This window comes from Photobacterium piscicola (assembly GCF_046058925.1).
GTDB lineage: Bacteria > Pseudomonadota > Gammaproteobacteria > Enterobacterales > Vibrionaceae > Photobacterium > Photobacterium piscicola.
Window position 1 is genome coordinate 1,682,295 of record NZ_CP175534.1, and the last position, 18,191, is coordinate 1,700,485.

17 protein-coding genes are annotated in these 18,191 nt (G+C 40.0%); 1 reads left to right on the plus strand and 16 read right to left on the minus strand.

The genetic code is table 11. The features are described 5' to 3' along the window. Positions 1–47: 47 nt before the first annotated feature. Both artP and punC read right to left on the minus strand, forming a co-directional pair. Positions 48–776 (minus strand): arginine ABC transporter ATP-binding protein ArtP, encoded by a 729-nt coding sequence (gene artP / locus ACJZU6_RS08075; RefSeq protein WP_408900041.1) that lies wholly within the window; start codon positions 774–776, stop codon positions 48–50. A 577-nt stretch (positions 777–1,353) separates the two neighbouring features. Then, on the minus strand, positions 1,354–2,559 hold the full coding sequence (gene punC / locus ACJZU6_RS08080) for a purine nucleoside transporter PunC (protein ID WP_080157671.1): 1,206 nt from the start codon (positions 2,557–2,559) through the stop codon (positions 1,354–1,356). 104 nt (positions 2,560–2,663) lie between these two features. On the opposite strand from punC, the gene punR reads away from it, so the two are divergent. After that, positions 2,664–3,566 carry a DNA-binding transcriptional activator PunR gene (punR, locus tag ACJZU6_RS08085; RefSeq protein ID WP_080157670.1) on the plus strand — a complete coding sequence of 301 codons (903 nt, stop codon included), beginning with the start codon at positions 2,664–2,666 and terminating at the stop codon, positions 3,564–3,566. 86 nt (positions 3,567–3,652) lie between these two features. Here the strand turns inward: punR and ACJZU6_RS08090 are convergent, their stop codons facing one another. The 14 genes from ACJZU6_RS08090 to ACJZU6_RS08155 form a co-directional block, all read right to left on the minus strand. Beyond that, positions 3,653–4,261: a CDP-alcohol phosphatidyltransferase family protein gene (locus tag ACJZU6_RS08090; protein WP_080157669.1), complete on the minus strand. Its 609-nt coding sequence runs from the start codon at positions 4,259–4,261 to the stop codon at positions 3,653–3,655. Positions 4,262–4,281: 20 nt separating this feature from the next. Then, complete coding sequence (locus tag ACJZU6_RS08095; RefSeq protein ID WP_080157668.1) at positions 4,282–4,917, minus strand: ATP-binding cassette domain-containing protein; 636 nt, start codon at positions 4,915–4,917, stop codon at positions 4,282–4,284. Between the two features lie 4 nt (positions 4,918–4,921). Further along, positions 4,922–6,589 (minus strand): ABC transporter permease, encoded by a 1,668-nt coding sequence (locus ACJZU6_RS08100; protein WP_408900042.1) that lies wholly within the window; start codon positions 6,587–6,589, stop codon positions 4,922–4,924. Positions 6,590–6,688: 99 nt separating this feature from the next. Beyond that, positions 6,689–7,801, minus strand: a complete 1,113-nt coding sequence (locus ACJZU6_RS08105; protein ID WP_408900931.1) for an ABC transporter substrate-binding protein — start codon at positions 7,799–7,801, stop codon at positions 6,689–6,691. A gap of 131 nt (positions 7,802–7,932) precedes the next feature. Further along, positions 7,933–10,083, minus strand: coding sequence for an FAD-dependent oxidoreductase (locus ACJZU6_RS08110; RefSeq protein WP_408900043.1), 2,151 nt, complete (start codon positions 10,081–10,083; stop codon positions 7,933–7,935). Next, positions 10,073–10,642 carry a carboxymuconolactone decarboxylase family protein gene (locus ACJZU6_RS08115; protein WP_080157665.1) on the minus strand — a complete coding sequence of 190 codons (570 nt, stop codon included), beginning with the start codon at positions 10,640–10,642 and terminating at the stop codon, positions 10,073–10,075. The genes ACJZU6_RS08110 and ACJZU6_RS08115 overlap by 11 nt, the downstream gene beginning before the upstream one ends. A 480-nt stretch (positions 10,643–11,122) precedes the next feature. After that, positions 11,123–11,710, minus strand: coding sequence for a TfoX/Sxy family DNA transformation protein (locus tag ACJZU6_RS08120; RefSeq protein WP_408900044.1), 588 nt, complete (start codon positions 11,708–11,710; stop codon positions 11,123–11,125). A gap of 366 nt (positions 11,711–12,076) precedes the next feature. Continuing rightward, positions 12,077–13,081, minus strand: coding sequence for an HTH-type transcriptional repressor PurR (purR, locus tag ACJZU6_RS08125; protein WP_080157663.1), 1,005 nt, complete (start codon positions 13,079–13,081; stop codon positions 12,077–12,079). Positions 13,082–13,460: 379 nt separating this feature from the next. After that, complete coding sequence (locus tag ACJZU6_RS08130; RefSeq protein ID WP_408900045.1) at positions 13,461–14,252, minus strand: heme ABC transporter ATP-binding protein; 792 nt, start codon at positions 14,250–14,252, stop codon at positions 13,461–13,463. Further along, positions 14,249–15,286 (minus strand): iron ABC transporter permease, encoded by a 1,038-nt coding sequence (locus ACJZU6_RS08135; protein WP_327769011.1) that lies wholly within the window; start codon positions 15,284–15,286, stop codon positions 14,249–14,251. The genes ACJZU6_RS08130 and ACJZU6_RS08135 overlap by 4 nt, the downstream gene beginning before the upstream one ends. An 18-nt stretch (positions 15,287–15,304) precedes the next feature. Then, positions 15,305–16,213, minus strand: coding sequence for an ABC transporter substrate-binding protein (locus ACJZU6_RS08140; RefSeq protein WP_327769010.1), 909 nt, complete (start codon positions 16,211–16,213; stop codon positions 15,305–15,307). After that, positions 16,213–16,632 carry a biopolymer transporter ExbD gene (locus ACJZU6_RS08145; RefSeq protein ID WP_080157659.1) on the minus strand — a complete coding sequence of 140 codons (420 nt, stop codon included), beginning with the start codon at positions 16,630–16,632 and terminating at the stop codon, positions 16,213–16,215. Before ACJZU6_RS08145 ends, ACJZU6_RS08140 begins: the two co-directional genes overlap by 1 nt. Continuing rightward, positions 16,629–17,330, minus strand: a complete 702-nt coding sequence (locus tag ACJZU6_RS08150; RefSeq protein WP_080157658.1) for a MotA/TolQ/ExbB proton channel family protein — start codon at positions 17,328–17,330, stop codon at positions 16,629–16,631. The genes ACJZU6_RS08145 and ACJZU6_RS08150 overlap by 4 nt, the downstream gene beginning before the upstream one ends. A 3-nt stretch (positions 17,331–17,333) precedes the next feature. Next, positions 17,334–18,170, minus strand: coding sequence for an energy transducer TonB (locus ACJZU6_RS08155; protein ID WP_408900046.1), 837 nt, complete (start codon positions 18,168–18,170; stop codon positions 17,334–17,336). Positions 18,171–18,191 lie beyond the last annotated feature (21 nt).

Below are 18,191 nucleotides of genomic sequence, written 5' to 3' on the forward strand. Positions count from 1 at the left end.
ATTGATCACGTAGTTTTCTATCTACGCAGTTTTAAAAAAGAGACCTATTAATGGTTAAGGTATTCTGCAAATTGGGTGGTTTTTGGTGTTGTAAAAGAGTCATGGTTACCATGTTCAATCACACGTCCGTTTTCCATATATAAAATGTGACTTGCAATTTTTTTTGCAAAATCAACTTCATGAGTAACGACAACTTGGGTTATCCCTGTGCCGCTGAGATCTTTTATGATCTTAACGATTTGACTAGTGATCTCTGGATCCAAGGCTGCGGTTGGCTCATCAAATAGCAATACGTCAGGTTTCATCATCAATGCACGCGCAATCGCGACTCGTTGTTGTTGGCCACCTGAAAGTTGTAACGGCCATGCATTTGCTTTATCTGCAAGGTGTAATTGCGTCAAAATATCCAATGCTTGTTGTTTAGCAATCGCTTTATCGAGACCTAATACTTTGGTTGGTGCTTCGATTAAATTTTCAATCACTGTTTTATGGGGCCAGAGATTGTACTGTTGAAAAACCATTCCCACTTTTTTTCTCAACGCTAAGCCTTTTTGTTCTGAAATAGGCTTTGAAAAATCAAATATATTATTAGCTATCGTTAAATTGCCATCTGTTGCGTTCTCTAGCAGGTTTAATACACGCAATAACGAGCTCTTTCCTGCGCCGCTTGGGCCTAATAAAACGAGGGTTTCGCCAGTGTTACAAGTAAAGCTGACATCATGCAGTACTTGGTTTTGACCGTAAAATTTATTGATATTACTTACTTGAATACTCATGCTCTAATACTGCATTAATCATCACTTAATTTATATACTACTCATCACGATATCTTATGCAAGGAAAATGTATAAAAAAATAATATGTTGCGTATTTGTTTAATTACTAATGATTTAACCTGCTAAATTACTTGGTTACAATGTTTATTTTTAACAATTAATAAACCTTATCTAAATGTTAGAGTTTGAGTGCATAATAGTGATTAGAAAGAGATGTTTCATTGTTTTAATGGAATGATTAATTAGTCATTGTTGTGTGAGTCATTATGTAAGTGGATTTATAGTTGGATAGGGGCGATATTATTGTTTTTATTTATGCTTAAATAGCACATATTGATAGGAAGATAGGAAGATAGGAAGATAGGAAGATAGGAAGATAGGAAGATAGGAAGATAGGAAGATAGGAAGATAGGAAGATAGGAAGATAGGAAGATAGGAAGGTAGGAAGATAGGAAGGTAGGAAGATAGGAAGATAGGAGGAGCCAATGAAAGGCGTACAAGTTCATTAAGCCACAACAAATAGGCAAAAAAAAGCAGCCGACGAAGGCTGCTTCTAATAATTAAAGAGAGCAAGTTATTACGCGGTTGCTATTACTGCTTGCTGGTGGCGTGCTTTTGTCACCAGAATGAAACCGATAATAGCGATAAAGCCTGTGATGAACATCGCTACTGTGACTGTTAATAAACCAAATCCAGCAAAGGCAGAGACTAAACCACTTGCTGCAAAGCAGACCATTGTTTGCATAAAGTTCAGTAGGCCAGCAGCCGTTGCACTACAATTTCTAAAATCAGATAAGGCAGCACTAATAACCAGTGGGTAAATTGCACCATTAGCAACCGCAAGGAAGCAGAATGGAATAAGAATTGGCCAGATAGTCGTTACATTGATTGAGATTGAAATAACAAACATAATCAAAACGCTGCTAAAGAACAGTGCCAAAATCCATGGTAGAAGCTTTTTACTCTCAAAATGATTCAGCAAAGTACGACAGCCGTAACCACCGACAATAAAGGCAACTGTTTGTGGTGCGTAGCTTAAGCCAATATCAGTGCCTGAATAACCCATTGCTGACATAACAAAAGGTGAGCCAGTTAAATAAGCAAAGAAAGCGGCTGAACATGCAGCAAATATTAGCATGTTACCCCAGAATTTCTTTGAGCTTAGAATTTGGTTGTAGTCACTACGCAGTTTAACCGTTAGCTTTTCTTGCTGTTGGCTAAGGTTAGCGCTCTCAGGCTCTTTTAGTGTCATGATAGCTAGCACTGCACCAAAACCAACTAATGCGATGAAAATACTACGCCAGCCTAATTGATGCTCAAGCATGGCACCTAATAAAGGTGCTAAAGCTGGAGACAATGCAACCAACGGCATGATTGTCGCAAACACACGCTCTGATACTTTGCCATCATAACGGTCAACCACAACCGCTTGCCAGATAACCGTTGCACTACATGCGCCTAATGCTTGCACAAAACGTGCAGCAAGGAAGACTTCAATGTTGGGGGCAAAAGAACATGCAATAGAGGCAAGGCTAAACAGCACCATACCGCCAACAAGTACTTTAATACGTCCTACACGATCTGATAATGGACCGTAAATAACTTGTCCTAATGCCATACCAAGTAGAAAGACACTGAGCGAAAGGCCGATAAGAGATTGGGTTGTTGCAAAGTCGGCACGGATCGTTTCAAACGAAGGTAAATACATGTCAGTAGCAAGGAAGCCAAGCATACTTAAACATGCAAACCAGAATAGGGTAATTTTAGAAGGGGTATTTTTCATTTTATACTTTTCGTCAATATTTCAATATGTACTAGTGTAATACTGGTTTTAATAGCTGTGAAACGCTAAAATTTAAACCATGCTTTCAAAAAATTTGATGTGATATGTTTTCTTATAATGATCTCCAAGTTATAGACGTAGTCGCCCGTCGTGGCAGCTTTTCAGGCGCTGCGGAAGAATTACACAAAGTGCCTAGCGCCATCAGTTATACTGTTAGATTGATAGAAGAGCGTTTAGCTGTCGAATTATTTGTTCGATTGCATAGGCAGGTTAAACTAACGCCAGCAGGGGAGTATTTCGTTGAAGAATCACGCAAAATAATCAAACAGATGCAATTAATGAAATATCAAACACAACGCGTTGCCAATGGTTGGTCACAAAATGTATCTGTCGCTTTAGATACTGTGGTGCGTCAAAGTCGCGTTAATATGTTAGTTAAAGACTTTTATGAACATTTCCCTGATGTCGAATTACACCTCACCATGGAAGTATTTAATGGTGTATGGGATGCCTTAGCAGATGGACGGGCTGATATTGCCATTGGCGCAACTGCTGCAGTACCAGTGGGGGGAAGCTTTGATTATCGAGATATGGGAACATTAACATGGAAGTTTGTGATTGATCCCCTGCATCCTTTAGCGACTTGTGATCATCCATTAGAACCGCATGAGTTAGCACAATATCCAGCCGTTTGTTTAGAAGATACCTCTCGTACGTTACCGAAACGGATCACATGGCTGATGGATAACCAACGCCGAATACTTGTTCCTAATTGGTACAGTGCAATGCAGTGTTTAAAAGCGGGGTTAGGAGTGAGTGTAGTGCCAAGTCACATGGCCATTCCACTAATTGAAGCGGGAGAGCTAATTGAAAAAGAGTTAGCCATTAAACCGTCAGTGAGCCCTTGTTGTTTAGCATGGAATACTGAAACCATGAATCCCGCGGTAAGTTGGTTATTAGATTATTTAGGAGATAGCGAACAGTTACATCATCAGTGGGTACGTTGAGTAACGGTTACTTGTGATAAAGAGAAGAAGTTGAAAAATGAAAAGAGATCGCTGGATGAGGTTGTGCTACATCCAGCGGTATTAATTTAATTTTTTAGAGTGTGGTAACCTGCCCAAATACGTGTTGCGGTGGTGATCCAGCATAGTGAGCCAAAAATCCAGGCAATAGTGGCAAAGTGCTGCGGAAGTAAACAAAACAAAACAAAACAGGCAATAGTTTCAGTACCTTCCGTGAGACCACCAATGTAATACAACGATTTATGTTTATATACTGGACTTTCTATATTGCGTTTCCCTGCCATAATTGCAAACGCAAGAAAGCTTGAGCCGGTTCCGATAAAAGAAAAGATCAAGAATGCGCCAGCAACGGCATTGTATTGTGGATCGGCTAATACAAAGCCAAATGGAATCAAAGAATAAAATAAGAAATCTAACGTAATATCAAGAAATCCGCCACAATCGGTAATGCCTTGACGGCGTGCCACTGCGCCATCTAAGCCATCAAATAGTCGGTTAATAATAATGAAAAATAGCGCTAATCCATAATACTCAAAGGCTAATGCAGGGAGTGCAAACAGGCCAATCACAAAACCGCTGAGGGTGATTTGATTAGCACTAATTCCATATTTTTCAGGCAACATCGCCAGCTTTGCTAATGGCTGACGTATAAGAGTAATACTGTAACGGTCGAGCATGTGGTGTCCTGCTTGAATATTTATTGCCAAGGCCAGTGTAAAACATCGCCATTTGGGGGGATATCATCGTCGTCATGTGTGACCATCAATGCCGGAATATTGCGTTGTTGAATTTGATTAAATACAAATTGACGAAATGCTGCGCGTAGGGTTTTATCTAATTTACTAAAGGGTTCATCAAGTAATACTGCTTGGGGTTGCGACAATAATAATCGCATCATACTTATCCTTGCTCGTTGACCTCCTGAAATTTCATGGGCTTGCTGATGTTGTAAATGAAGTAAATTCAATTCGTCTAATGTGGCTAACGCTTGGTGCTTACGTTGGCTACCTTTAATATTTTGTGGTAACCCAAACGCGAGATTTTGCCAAATATTAAGGTGAGGAAACAGTAAATCATCTTGAAAAACAATACCTATATGGCGCATATTAGGTGCTAACGAGGTTATTGATTGTTTATTAAGCTGTATTTCACCTGTGACTGTGAAGTCAGGGGCTAGGTGACCTGCAATCGCACTAAGAATCGTGGATTTACCACTGCCACTAGGCCCCATTAACGTCATTATTTCTCCCGCTTCAACCTCAAAAGTTAACGGGCCTATCACGACATTATTATTACGATGACGTAAGGTTAATTGTGAAACAGAAAGGGCCATAAGATTACCTGCTTATTTGAGTTTGAGCGGGTGATGATTTGCGTTGTGCTAATACCATCGCGATAGTAAAAAAGGCCAAAGGTAATAATCCTTGTAATAGCCCATAAATTGCACTGATGCGTCGGTCTTGGCCGCTAGCAAGCGTTACCGCTTCAGTGGTTAAGGTGGATACGCGCCCAGCGCCTAGCATTTGAGTGGGTAAATATTGTGCCAAACTGACACTACAGCCAACCGCAAAGGCTAACCATAATGCAGGTTTTAGCTGTGGAAACTTAACTCGCCACCATGTTTGCCAGCCATTTAAGCCTAAACTTCTTGCTGTTTGATCTAATCGTTGATCATAACTGCGCCATGGCCCATCTAACGTAAGATAAATATACGGGAAAACATAAAGCCAATGGCTCCAAATTACCCATTGCCAAAAATAGTGGCCAGAGACAAAAGAGACCGCTGTCTGCATACCAAATAATAGCGATAATTGTGGCGCAACCATTGGAATCGCGATCAGTACTGTAGGGATTCCACGTTGATACTTTTGGCGATATTCAAGGCAAAGAATCACCATGATTAAGGCACAACAACTGCTGATTAATGCGAGAAAAATACTGTTACCGATGAGCTGTTGTAGTGGTTCAAATTGCTGTTGCCAAAAACGGACACTATAACGGCTGGGTAGTAAGTCAGGAAAACGCCACCGTAAAGCAAATGACCATACGGCCAAAATAGGCAGCATAATTAACGGTAACAATAATAAACCATGACTAAAAAAAGCGGCAATAGGCGAGGGAATTCGACGGGTTGAGTGTCGAATTGCGCCGCGATATTGCCATGATGTTGCGTATGATAATCGCCACCATTCTATTAAACGTAATAGTCCAAAAGTAATGATGACAATACCAAATAATAACAATGCTCCTGCTGCTGCGCGTGGAAGTTGGGTTAAGTCACCATCAGTAAACCATTGCCAAATTAGCATTGAAAATGTGCTGGGGTGAGTGGGGCCAATAATTAATGCCACATCAACCACGGCAAGTCCGTAACCGGCAACCGCGAAAATCGCCAAGCGTAATTTGGGTAGCCATAGCGGCAGTATAACCATGTACCATATTTGTTGATGGTTGTATCCCAGACTCATAGATGCTTGATAAAGACGTTTTATATCCAGCTGTTTTAGAATACTGATGCTCATTAATAATAAAAAGGGTGTTTCTTTAATGGCTAATGCAAACAGTAATCCTAAACCAAAGCTATCATGAATAAGCACAGGATAAAGAGTATCTGCGAGGCCTGTATGGTGCCAAATACGGGCAATCCAGCCTGTTGATGAGAACATCAGCCCAAAACCAAGCACAAAAGCAATATGAGGGAAAGCGAGTAACGGGGCTAGTAAGCGTTCAATTTTTTGCCACTTTGGGCTAAGCCAATAGCGGCGCAATATCAAATAACACCACCATAGTGCCAGTAATGTACTGCCTAAACCTGACAGTAGTGTTAAAGCAATTGAATGACCAAGATCAGGCCAGGCAAAAAGTTGCTGCCAACCTAATAGCGATGGTTGATGCATGTTTAATGCTGGTAGCCATGCAAAAGCAGGTGCAAGCATACCAAGAAAGCCAATGATCAATGGACTTGCAAATAGCAATAATGTGACAACAAATATAATGGCTAACATAGGGCTCAAATAAACATCAAACAAGGAAAGCTAACTTGCTATCATAATGCAAGTTAGCTTAATTTATAATAAATATAACAGTGAGTTAGTTACTGTAAATTAGTTGCCGTATCTTAGCTGCCATTGATGTTCAATTGCTGCTAGCCATGTTGGGTTTGGCTCTGCAATTGAAGGGTAAGGCGTAAAGCTCGGTTTGTTATATGATGGCGGCAATTGTTTAAACGCCTGCGGACTTAAAATAGTAGGATCTCCCCACACATTGGTGTCAGTTTTGTGCGCTTGTGCTTCTGGGCTTAATAAGAAATTAATCGCTACTAATGCACCGGCTTTGGCATTTGCGTTCCACGGAATTGCAACAAAGTGGATGTTAGTTAATGCGCCAGCACTAAAGGCATAAGTTTTTGCTTTATCAGTTAAATTACCATTCGCAATGGCTGCAGCTGCCGCATTAGGGTTAAAGGTGATCGCTAATAATAATTGTTGATCATCAAGTAACTGTACCGTTTCAGCTGTGCCCGCAGGGAATTGCTTTCCTTGATGCCATGCTACTTTGTGGAGCTGATCAAGATAATGCCATAATGGTGCTGTTACGCGATCAAACAGCGCTTGATCTTTAGGTAACTGTAAGGGTTGATATAATGCTTTTTTGTCTGGTGTGAGTTCTAACAGTGCTGCTTTTAAAAAGCTTGTTCCATGAAACTCTGGTGGCTTAGGGTAGCTAATTTTTCCAGGATGTTGCTGAGCTAAAGCTAATAATGCCTTGAAGCTTTTGGGTGGATTTTTTAGCGTTTCAGGATCATAAATAAACACCAGTTGGCCAACACCCCATGGTGCTTCTAGTCCTTGAGTTGGTTCAGAGAAGTCTTTATCAATAGGCAGTGATTTATTGACATATTTCCAGTTTGGAAGCTGATGCGTAAATGGCCCATACAACAGCCCATTTTGCTTCATTGAACGAAAGTTTTCGCCATTGATCCATACCATATCAACACTACCACCGTTGTTTTTGCCTGCGGTTTTTTCTGCCAATAAACGTTGTGTGGTTTCCGCTATATCGGTCACTTTAACTTGTTTTAAAGTGACACCATAACGCTGTTGTAATTGGGTATTAGCCCATAACAGATAATCATTTATTTCTTGGCTGCCACCCCAAGCATTAAAATAGACGGTTTCTCCCTTAGCTTGAGCAAGGGTTTGTTGCCATGTGGGCATAATATTAACGTTTTTATGCTGTTCACTGGCGTGTGCCGTTACACTACCAATGACCAGTGCAGCAGTTAACGTCAGCTTTTTTAAAGTAGAAAATGCTGTTATCACAATCGATATCCTTATTGGCGTAATGATTAATTACGCATCCAGTGGTGATATTTTTTGACCCAAGCAAGCAGTTTTTGAGGGGCATGGGCTTGTTTCCATACGCCTGCGGTGTATTTTGCACCTTCACTCATGGTTGGGTAAGGATGAATCGTGCCTAAGATCTTATTTAGCCCTAAGTTATGACGCATTGCGAGCGTAAACTCAGCTAATAAATCACCGCCATGGTGACCAACAATAGTGGCACCCAGAATCTTATCGCTACCTTTAGGGGTTAATATTTTAATAAAACCTTCATCATAACCATCAGCAATAGCGCGGTCTAAATCATCCAATCCATAGCGGGTGATTTCATAATCAATCCCTTGCGCTTGCGCTTCTTTTTCATTAATGCCAACTCTTGCTAATTCAGGTGCCGTGTAAGTGACGGCTGGAATAACTGAATAATCGACTTTAAATTTTTTAATGGCACCAAATAGGCTATTAACCGCGGCATACCATGCTTGATGTGCAGCTACGTGAGTTAATTGGTAAGGGCCAGCAACATCACCGACGGCATAAATATTAGGATATTGTGTTTGTAGGTATTGGTTTACAGCGACAGTGCCACGCTCTGTTGTGGTAATGCCGAGTTCCTCTAAACCAAATCCTTGCACATTTGCAACACGGCCTAAAGCGACCATTACTGCATCAAACTCGATGCTAACTTGTTGGTTGTTATGTTCAACGATGGCACGTTGAATTCGTTGACCATTATCATCAAACGTTGATTCAAATTGAACAGCATTATGTTGCAGTAAGATATTAACGCCATCGTGTACAAGCGATTGTTCAACTAATTGAGCAGCATCGCGATCTTCACGATTTAATAGCTGAGGTGATCTTTCAACAATAGTGACTTCGGCACCTAATCGACAAAAACTTTGTGCTAATTCACAGCCAATAGGGCCACCACCAAGGATTAATAATCGCTTAGGCAGGGCAGTTAATTGCCACACAGTATCAGATGTTAAGTAATTAACAGTATCCAAACCAGGTATGGCTGGTACTAATGGACGCGCACCCGTTGCGATAACAATATTACGGGTTGTAATACGGGTGCCATTCACTTCAACTTCCCATGGCGAGACAATAGTTGCATCACCGGTAATACAATTTACGCCAAGCTTACTGTAACGCTCGATAGAATCATGGGGTTCAATTTTAGTAATGACTTTATGAATGCGGCCCATCACTTGTGCAAAATCGATATTATCAATGTGAGCATCGATACCAAGTGCTGATGCATTTTTGATATCAGCCGCAGTATGTGCTGCACGAATAAGTGCTTTTGATGGAACACAACCAGTATTTAAACAATCGCCTCCCATTTTGTGACGTTCAATAAGAGTAACATCTGCTTTTACTGCGGCAGCAATGTACGCGCTAACTAAACCGCCAGAACCTGCACCAATGACAACTAGATTCTGATCAAAGCGAGCGGGCTTTTGCCATTGTTTGTATTGTTTTTTAATAGCCGTTGTTTTCATGATCCATTTTGTAAGTAATGGGAAAATGCCAAGTAGAACTAAAGAGAATAAAACGGGGGCAGAGATGATGCCACTGAGTGAATCTATTTTTCCAAGTTGAGTACCCGCATTAATATAAACGGCAGTACCCGCTAACATTCCTAATTGGCTAACCCAGAAAAAAGTACGGGTTTTAATTATGGTTAATCCCATTAAAAGATTAATAAGGAAAAAAGGGAAAACAGGAATTAAACGTAAACTCAGCAGATAAAATCCGCCTTCTTTCTTTATGCCATCATTTAAGGTTGTTAAGCGATTACCAAATTTTGCTTGTACCCAATCACGTAAAATAAAACGACTAGATAGAAAGGCCAGTGTTGCGCCTATTGTACTGGCAAAAGACACCATAATTAGGCTGGCCCAGAAACCAAATAAAGCTGCGCCTAATAAGGTTAATATTGATGCGCCAGGAATAGACAGAGCAGTGACTAAAATATATAAACTAAAAAAGCCAATATAAGATGTAATTGGATTTTCAATAATATAGTCTTGCAGGGTTAATTGTTCACGTTTAGCCGCTTCAAGGGTAAGGTATTGGCCAAGGTCAAAATAAAACCAAGTGCCAATAATTGCCAATATAACGGTAAGCAACAAAAGTTTATTACTTTTCATCGTGGCTCCTTTGTTGAGGCTGAATAGGTAATGAGCAAAAACCTTGTGCAGGAACATCTAGCGCAGTATTAAACTTAGCGGATAAATTTTGAAAACTCACTAATGCGGTTAATTCAATAATATCATCGCTGCTATACCATGTTGCAAGCGCTGCTAGCATTTCATCACTGACATGTTGATCGCTAAGAGTCATTGCTTCGGTATAAGCTAACACTGCTTGTTCTTGCTCTGAAAAGTGATCAGAAGATTGCCAGTGTGCAAGTGCTTTAATTTTTTCTAATGAATGGCAGCGCTCTGCTAATTTCATGCCATTAGCGTCAACACAGAAAGCACAATCATTTAGTTGTGATACTCGTACACAGACTAATGAACGTATCACTGCATCAATCGGTGATTTTTTACGATCAAGGTAACCAAAGAACAAAGCCACTAACCAGAAAAGCACTGGTTTTTGTCCCCATAGTTTCGCGGGATTGAGAATATTGCCAAAATGGCGTTTTTGAAGCCATAGCAAAGGTTTGACCCATAATGAGAATGTTTTTTTGGTTAATATACGCAAGGTATGTCCTTATTAAATGAGAATCACATCGACTATTAAGTAGCAAGACCGAGGGAAGTGATATTGTATTTCATTTAATGACAAAAATTTTTATTATTCAAAAAATTATTAGATATAACAAAGAACAAATAACAATAATGAATGTATGAATTGTTACATTTTATGTGGTGAATGATGCTTTAGTGTGGTATTGGATAAATATTCGTTCAAGAACGTTAAAAATACGTTTTTATGAAGGATGTATCTATGATTTTCGATATAAAGAATAAACAGGATCTTGGATAACTATTTCTTCATGGAATGTGTATTTTTAATTGTGCTGTATAATTAATGTACACAGTAAGATGTGTTCAGAGGAAGTGCAGGTTCAAGTAAGGATAGTTTGGAAAGATTATATGCAGATATCGAATAAAATAAATTAAAGAGGCACTGAGCCTCTTTATTCTTAAGCGTCACTTAGCCAGTTGACGAATATATTTATTATAGTTTTGCGAGCAGTTCGTTACGTCTACTTTCTGGTATTACAGACCAATGTTGGCCATGTATAGCACCTTCTAGAGCCCATAATAATTCTAAACTTAATGATGCCTCTTGTGTTTTTTGTAATGCCTTATAGGCGTTGAGTGCACCAAGATCGTATAGTTGATCAATAGTTTGAATACCTGCTTTTTTGAGCATTCTTTCATTTGATAGGCGTAAGTTAGGTAAATCTTTTATCCTAGCTGGCGCGCAACATTCTTTTGCTTTTTTATCAGCAAGTGCTGCTTCAAGAGAATATTTAGCTTGCTCTATTATTTTTTCAGGTTCTTCCCACCATTCATCAAGAATTGCGTAATGTTTAGTTATTACAGGAAACCCACGTTTCTTATAGATGTACGGTTCTAATCCCGCTTGTTGAAACTCCTCTTCAGTTTTAGCGTTTGCTCTTAGGTGAAGTTTATTATTAACCACAAGTGCGAACATTGCTTCGCCTGCGAAAATACCAAAGCCACCAAATATAGAACGCGATTTAACATTACCTAAATGGTCTAATAATTTTAATGAGTTTTTTAATATTGGTTTATCCATACTTCTACTCGGTGAATAAATGAGTGTCACCTAACATTAAAGTAGTCGTAAATTGACTTATTATTAAAGTTATTTACGAGAGAATTTTCCTACTCTAAATCATCCATGTATCACTTTATAAATAATATTATCAATATAGAAGTATTATTTATAATTTGTAAGTCTTTTGCTTACTATTATATGTATTTACAAGACCTATTATATTCGATCTTTTAAAAAGGTAAGTTTTAATATTAATTAAAGCTGATGAATCTGTGAGTTTGTTCATGTTTTTGAGAATAAGATATTTTTTGTAGGATCATCGAGCGAAATTCATTAGCTATAAAAAAGCCAATAAAAATATTGGCTCAATCAAAAGGGGGCGTGTTAGCGTAAATCCTTTACTGACTTGCGCTCAACGATGGCTGGCGTCATTTCAAAGATTTGAGGTTCATGATCTTTGTTCTTCATGCGTTCCATTAAAATCTTAATGGCGGTTTTACCTAAACGACGCTTTGGCTGATGGATAGTTGTTAATGGTGGCGCGAAGTAAGGCGCAAGATCAATATTGTCGTAGCCAATAATTGAAATATCACCAGGAACGCGTAACCCTGCTTGTTCAAAAGTACTGATCAGTGCCATTGCCATAATATCATTGAAACAGAAAATGGCGGTTGGGCGATCTGTCATTGCAATATACTTCTCAGCAGCTTCAACGGCTGAATCACACTCAAAGTCACCTTCAAGAATCCAGTTTTCGTTAACTGCTAAGTTTGCTTCTGCCATTGCTTTATTAAAGCCTTTTAGACGTTCACGACACGTTGATTTATCGTTGTGGCCTGATAAACAACCGATACGGCTATGACCATGATCGATAAAATACTTAGTCGCAATGTAGCCACCTTGCTCAGCATTATCCTGAATTTTATCAGTATGTGGGCTTTCTGGACCCCAATCCATCACTACCATTGGTAGGTCTTTTTGACGCTCAAGTAAATCCAGTAATTTCTGATCAAGATCAGAACACATTACCAATAAGCCATCGACACGCTTTTCTGCAAGCATGCGCAAATAATCATATTGCTTAGAAAGGTTACCTTCAGTGTTACATAAAATGAGCGTGTAACCTTCACGGTAGCAATACTCTTCAACACCATGTACAACCTCAGCAAAAAAAGGGTTGGTTGACTTAGTGACTAGCATGCCAATTGTACGGGTTGTATTACATTTTAGGCTACGCGCAACAGCACTTGGTGCGTAGTTAAGCTCTTCAACAGCAGCAAGTACTTTTTTCTGTGTTGCTTCTGCGACAAAGCGCGTTTTATTGATCACGTGTGAAACTGTTGTAGTTGAAACGCCAGCCATACGTGCAACATCTTTAATGGTTGCCATATTTATTCTTCTAATAATGGGTGCTAGAGATGTTTCTAGCTAATCGTGAGGTACCAAATTGAGTAATTACTGAGATGAATATAATTCAATGTTTTTCGGTAAAGTCTCTCGTTAATTATTCAATTTGGCACCAATAATGTGTCTACTGCATACTTAAATAGTATTAACACTAAAAGCCGCATTTATTCGCGGCTTTATAATTATTGCATATTTTTCAAGTGTAATCGCTTGCGTTCACATTTTACTGAGTGTTACGCGTAGTGCAACGTTTCAATTGTCTGGGAGTAAATTATTTGATAACTATCAACAAAAAATCGTAAATTTCAGTAATTTTACTGAAATTTACAAGAGATAATCAAAAAGACGATGAACTTTAATACTAGGATAGTAGATAAGGATAACCATGAACAGGGTGGGGATGTACGGAAATGTTCCAACCGTAGACATTGTTAATTATTTCAGGCTGTAATGCTTGCCATGGTGATCCATCGGCTTGAATCTTACCGTGTTGAATAATGACCATACGTTGAGCATATTGCGCAGCTAAGTTGAGATCATGTAATACGATGATAACCGCGGCACCTTTTGCTGCCATGGTTTGTGCCATTTGTAGCGTTTTATGCTGGTGGGCGAGATCTAAGGCAGATGTTGGCTCATCTAACATTAGAATACATTTATCATCAGCTTGACTGAGTTGTGTTAGCACGCGTGCGAAATGGATTCGTTGTTTTTCACCCCCTGATAACGTGGGATATAAGCGTGGTGCAAGATGAAGAACATCAGTATTACGCATGGTTGTGAGGGTGATATCGTCAATTTCTTGGCGTGACAAACATAGCGGCATAGTGCCAAGTTCAACCACTTCTTTACAGGTAAAGGCGAAAGACAGCGAACTGTGTTGCGGTAAAATACCTAAATGGCACGCCAATTCAGATCGTTGCCAATCTTCAATATCGCGATTAAAAAATGTAACCTGCCCATTTTCAGGTGTCATTTCACCGCAGAGTATTTTAAGTAACGTGCTTTTTCCTGCGCCATTAGGCCCAAGTAGCGCCGTTATTTCACCCGCTTTTATATCAATATTAAAGTCATCTAATAATACTTTTCCTGCCAATGTTAATTGCAAATCACGTGCCGAAATGACAGTTGGGCGTGCAGAGGTTACCGTCATGCGATTCTGCCTTTTTGTTTATTCAATAGATAAATGAAGAATGGAGCGCCTAAAATAGCGGTAATAATACCAACGGGGAGTTCTTGTGGTGCAAACGCACTACGCGCGATCATATCTGCGACAAGTAAAATTAAAGCACCTAGAATAGCTGAGATTGGCAATAATGTTTTATGATTAGGGCCTGAAATCATGCGCCCTAAATGGGGGATCACCAGACCAATAAAGCCAATAGGACCTGTAATAGCAACGGTAATCCCCACACCAGCAGCACATACAATAATTAAACTGCGCTTTAGATGTTGAACATCCACTCCCATATGGCGGGCTTCAGCTTCTCCTAATAAAAAGGCGTTCAATGCATTAGCTTGGCGATAACAATAATAATAGATAACAATGAGGCTCACAAAGGCAAGACAGATACTTGACCAAGTCGCCCCTGCAAGTGATCCCATTGACCATAATGAAAAATCACGTAGCGCTTGATCATCGGCAATATAGTTAAGTAGCCCCAAACCAGCACCAGAAATAGCACCAATTGCGACACCTGCTAATAGCATTACCACGACAGATGTGCCGTTTTTATCAGTGCCGAGGTGATATACCAAATATGTGCTCAGCGCGCCACCCAAAAAAGCGAAGAAGGGCACAGCACCAATATTCATTAATAAAGGGTATTGCGCCATTAATGGGGCAAATAAAATGATCGCAAACGCAGCACCTAGGCCAGCACCTCCTGAAATACCAATAATGCCCGGATCGGCAAGAGGATTACGAAACAACCCTTGTAGCACCGCTCCGCAGATCGCAAGTATGGCACCAATCGCAATACACAATAATGTTCGTGGTAAGCGTATTTGATGGATCACTAAATCAACATGGGTGGCGAGTTGATGCTTACCTGGTAATAAAGATAAAAAACTGTCTTTATAACTGATATCCATCGGTCCAATAGCGATAGAGCTTAATAGTGCAAAGAGTAATGCACCTAGACTAATCGAATAAATGACATGGGGTGAAATACGACTAACGTTCATGGTGACATTTATCTCAGATTACGATTGTGGGTAAAAAACATGATTAAGACGCATGGCTTCATTAATACTATGAATGCCTAAGCCACCAATTAATGCCGTACCATCAATCACGGCAATGGCATTATTTTTTGCCGCAGGAGTGGCTTCTAATACCGGCATTTTTTTGATGAGTTGTGCCATATTTTTAATTGAGGCTGTGGTGCGGCTGCTAAGTAAAATAATGTCGGGTTGCATTTGCAAAATAGCTTCGGTTGAAACTGGCTTATAGTTTGCGATAACGGCTGCCGCTGGGTTTATTGCTCCCGCTAAAGTAATAATACTGTCAGCGGTGGTATTTTTGCCAGCAACGCTTATTGGTCGTCCATCATGAATCATTAAGAACAATACTTTTTTCGGTTGAGTCTGATGAGTATTGTTTTTTTCGATGTTTTTTACTGTCGCTGCGATAGTTTGCTTAAGTTGCTGTGCTTGTTGTGAATGTTGGGTTAAGGCCGCAACTTGATCGATTCGATGCAGTAAATCAGACACCGTTTCGCCACCGTTAACAATATCCACCTCAATTCCCGATTGTTTTAAAAGGGTTAATGTCTTTTGTGGCCCCATTTCATCAGAGCCAATAATACGAGTGGGGGCTAAAGCAATCAGGCTTTCCGCTGACAGTTGACGGTGATAACCGACTTTAGGCATATCATCCGCTACAAGGGTTTTACTGGTAACATCGACAGCTATTAATTGCTTTTCAGCCCCTAAAGCGTTAATGATTTCTGTAATAGCCGCACCTGCACTAATAACTCTTGCAGAACTTGCTTGTGCATGGGCGAGAGGACTAAATATGCTTGAAGCTGTGATAAATAGTGTTGCTGATAACAGTATTTTTTGAGAAACATGACGCCAAGGTGAGGCGATAAAAGAACGGTAGCTGTCCATTATTGTTGATCTTCCATTAATAGTTGCGTGGCTTTAATGTCATTTTTTTGTAGAAAAGCTAATAACTTGAGCATTTGTTCTACGGATGCTTTTTTATCAGCACCAATAACGACAGGCTTATCTGAATGTGCTTTTACAGCGGCTAATAATTGCTGTGAAAAGTTGTCCCAGTTGTCGACCGATTGACCGTCTAATGCCCAATAAGGTTCAGTCGCAACCAGATTTATCGTGATCGGATCGGCCTTGGTTGTTTGTAATATTTGGGTTGAGGTCTGCGGCAATTCCACATCTAGTGATTTAATTTTTACTGTTGCGGTAAGTAATAAAAACACCATAACAATAAAGATAATATCCAATAAAGGCGTTAAATCAGGATTGAGTTCGTCTGCATTTTGCTGACTATTATTGATACTAATCATGCTGATTTGCCAGTGTAAGCAGGGTTTTCTTCACAAGTATCACATGGCTTTACTGGGCTATTACCGACATCAATGTTCATGCCTTCTAACCATAAATTACAACGATTTAAGCTGTGCTCCAGTTTCGCCATAATGCTATCGGCCCATAAACCTAATAGCTGTGAACCTGTAATAGCGGGCAGGGCAATAATTAAGCCAGCCGCTGTTGTACGCATTGCTAAACCTAAACCATCAGCAAGATCACTTGGCGTAACCGAGCCTGTTGATAGGGCAATGCCTTTAAACATTTCAATTAAGCCCAACACCGTACCAAGTAAACCTAATAACGGACTAATCACACCAATTAAACTCAGTAATCGTAGCCCTGAACGTAATTGCTGGCGCTGTTGAAGTAACCAAATACCCGCGGCATCTTCACGTAATGGTTTCGTGAAATGACGATGAGAAATAAGCATTGCAATGCCTTTACACAGTAATGGTCGTTGATGCTTAAGTTGGTCTGCTAACTGATCTAGCGCACGATCATCATGTCGATTCTGTTTATCTAAAAGGGCGGTGATTTTGGTTTTTCCAACGCCCGTGCAGAGTAGTACTTGTATAAAACGCTCGACGAGAATCATGATCGTTAGTGCTGAGCATGTAAGCAGCGGCCATGTCATAAGGCCAAATTGTTGGGTGAGGTTGTCGATAACAGTCATGGTTTAGTCCAGTTTAAAACGTACAGGGATCTGTACTCGGTGGGCAATCGCCTTACCGTTCACAATATGAGAAGAAAAATGCCATTTCTTAATCGCCGTAATTGCTGCGTTATCTAAGATATGAGCACCGGATGATTTGATCAGTTTTTGTTTGAGTTGTTGTCCTTTTATACCAATCCAGACTTCAATCAGTACTTGACCCTCAATTCCGCGACGTTTGGCTAATTTGGGGTAATTGACAGCGCCTGGTCGTGTCACAAAGGTCGGCTTTGATACCAATTGTAATGCTTGTGTTCCTGCATTATCGACAGCGGTGGCTGCTGTTTTATTCGATTGATTTGACAGTGTTTTTGTTGATTTTAGCGCTGTTTTTGTATCCGTCATCGTTGTTACAGTTGATGATGTCTGCTTTAAAGGTTTTTTATGTGTAAGCTGCTTCTTTTTTACTGAGGTGACGTTTTTTATTGGGGTAACGCTATTTTTAATCAGCGGTGTAGTTTTCTTTTTCGGTGGTGCAGTTTTTTTAAGTGTTGGGGCTTTTTTAGGGACGGTTTTATCCACTGTTGCGGTCTTTGCTAAGCGCTTCATAGTCGATATAACTGGGGGCTTTACTGGCGCAGACTTTGTTGGTACTGCTTCTGTCTGGGTGGATACTGGCGTTACCGTTGGTGGTGGTGTTTTCGCCACAGCAGGTGGAACTGCAACGAAGGTTAAACTAACGTGTGGAGTATCGCTTCCCATCGTCAGTGTGATTGGATCTTTGGTTGGCATAGCAGCAAGAAACATACTATGAACCAATAATGATACCGCCCCTGCGGCAACGTAACGTTTTGTATTCACTATTATTACCTAAAAATAACA

Bases quoted from the DNA above. Each gene is read 5' to 3' on its own strand.
- artP (WP_408900041.1), bottom strand. From the start codon at position 776: ATGAGTATTCAAGTAAGTAATATCAATAAATTTTACGGTCAAAACCAA.
- punC (WP_080157671.1), bottom strand. From the start codon at position 2,559: ATGAAAAATACCCCTTCTAAAATTACCCTATTCTGGTTTGCATGTTTA.
- punR (WP_080157670.1), top strand. From the start codon at position 2,664: ATGTTTTCTTATAATGATCTCCAAGTTATAGACGTAGTCGCCCGTCGT.
- ACJZU6_RS08090 (WP_080157669.1), bottom strand. From the start codon at position 4,261: ATGCTCGACCGTTACAGTATTACTCTTATACGTCAGCCATTAGCAAAG.
- ACJZU6_RS08095 (WP_080157668.1), bottom strand. From the start codon at position 4,917: ATGGCCCTTTCTGTTTCACAATTAACCTTACGTCATCGTAATAATAAT.
- ACJZU6_RS08100 (WP_408900042.1), bottom strand. From the start codon at position 6,589: ATGTTAGCCATTATATTTGTTGTCACATTATTGCTATTTGCAAGTCCA.
- ACJZU6_RS08105 (WP_408900931.1), bottom strand. From the start codon at position 7,801: ATGCCCACATGGCAACAAACCCTTGCTCAAGCTAAGGGAGAAACCGTC.
- ACJZU6_RS08110 (WP_408900043.1), bottom strand. From the start codon at position 10,083: ATGAAAAGTAATAAACTTTTGTTGCTTACCGTTATATTGGCAATTATT.
- ACJZU6_RS08120 (WP_408900044.1), bottom strand. From the start codon at position 11,710: ATGGATAAACCAATATTAAAAAACTCATTAAAATTATTAGACCATTTA.
- purR (WP_080157663.1), bottom strand. From the start codon at position 13,081: ATGGCAACCATTAAAGATGTTGCACGTATGGCTGGCGTTTCAACTACA.
- ACJZU6_RS08130 (WP_408900045.1), bottom strand. From the start codon at position 14,252: ATGACGGTAACCTCTGCACGCCCAACTGTCATTTCGGCACGTGATTTG.
- ACJZU6_RS08135 (WP_327769011.1), bottom strand. From the start codon at position 15,286: ATGAACGTTAGTCGTATTTCACCCCATGTCATTTATTCGATTAGTCTA.
- ACJZU6_RS08140 (WP_327769010.1), bottom strand. From the start codon at position 16,213: ATGGACAGCTACCGTTCTTTTATCGCCTCACCTTGGCGTCATGTTTCT.
- ACJZU6_RS08145 (WP_080157659.1), bottom strand. From the start codon at position 16,632: ATGATTAGTATCAATAATAGTCAGCAAAATGCAGACGAACTCAATCCT.
- ACJZU6_RS08150 (WP_080157658.1), bottom strand. From the start codon at position 17,330: ATGACTGTTATCGACAACCTCACCCAACAATTTGGCCTTATGACATGG.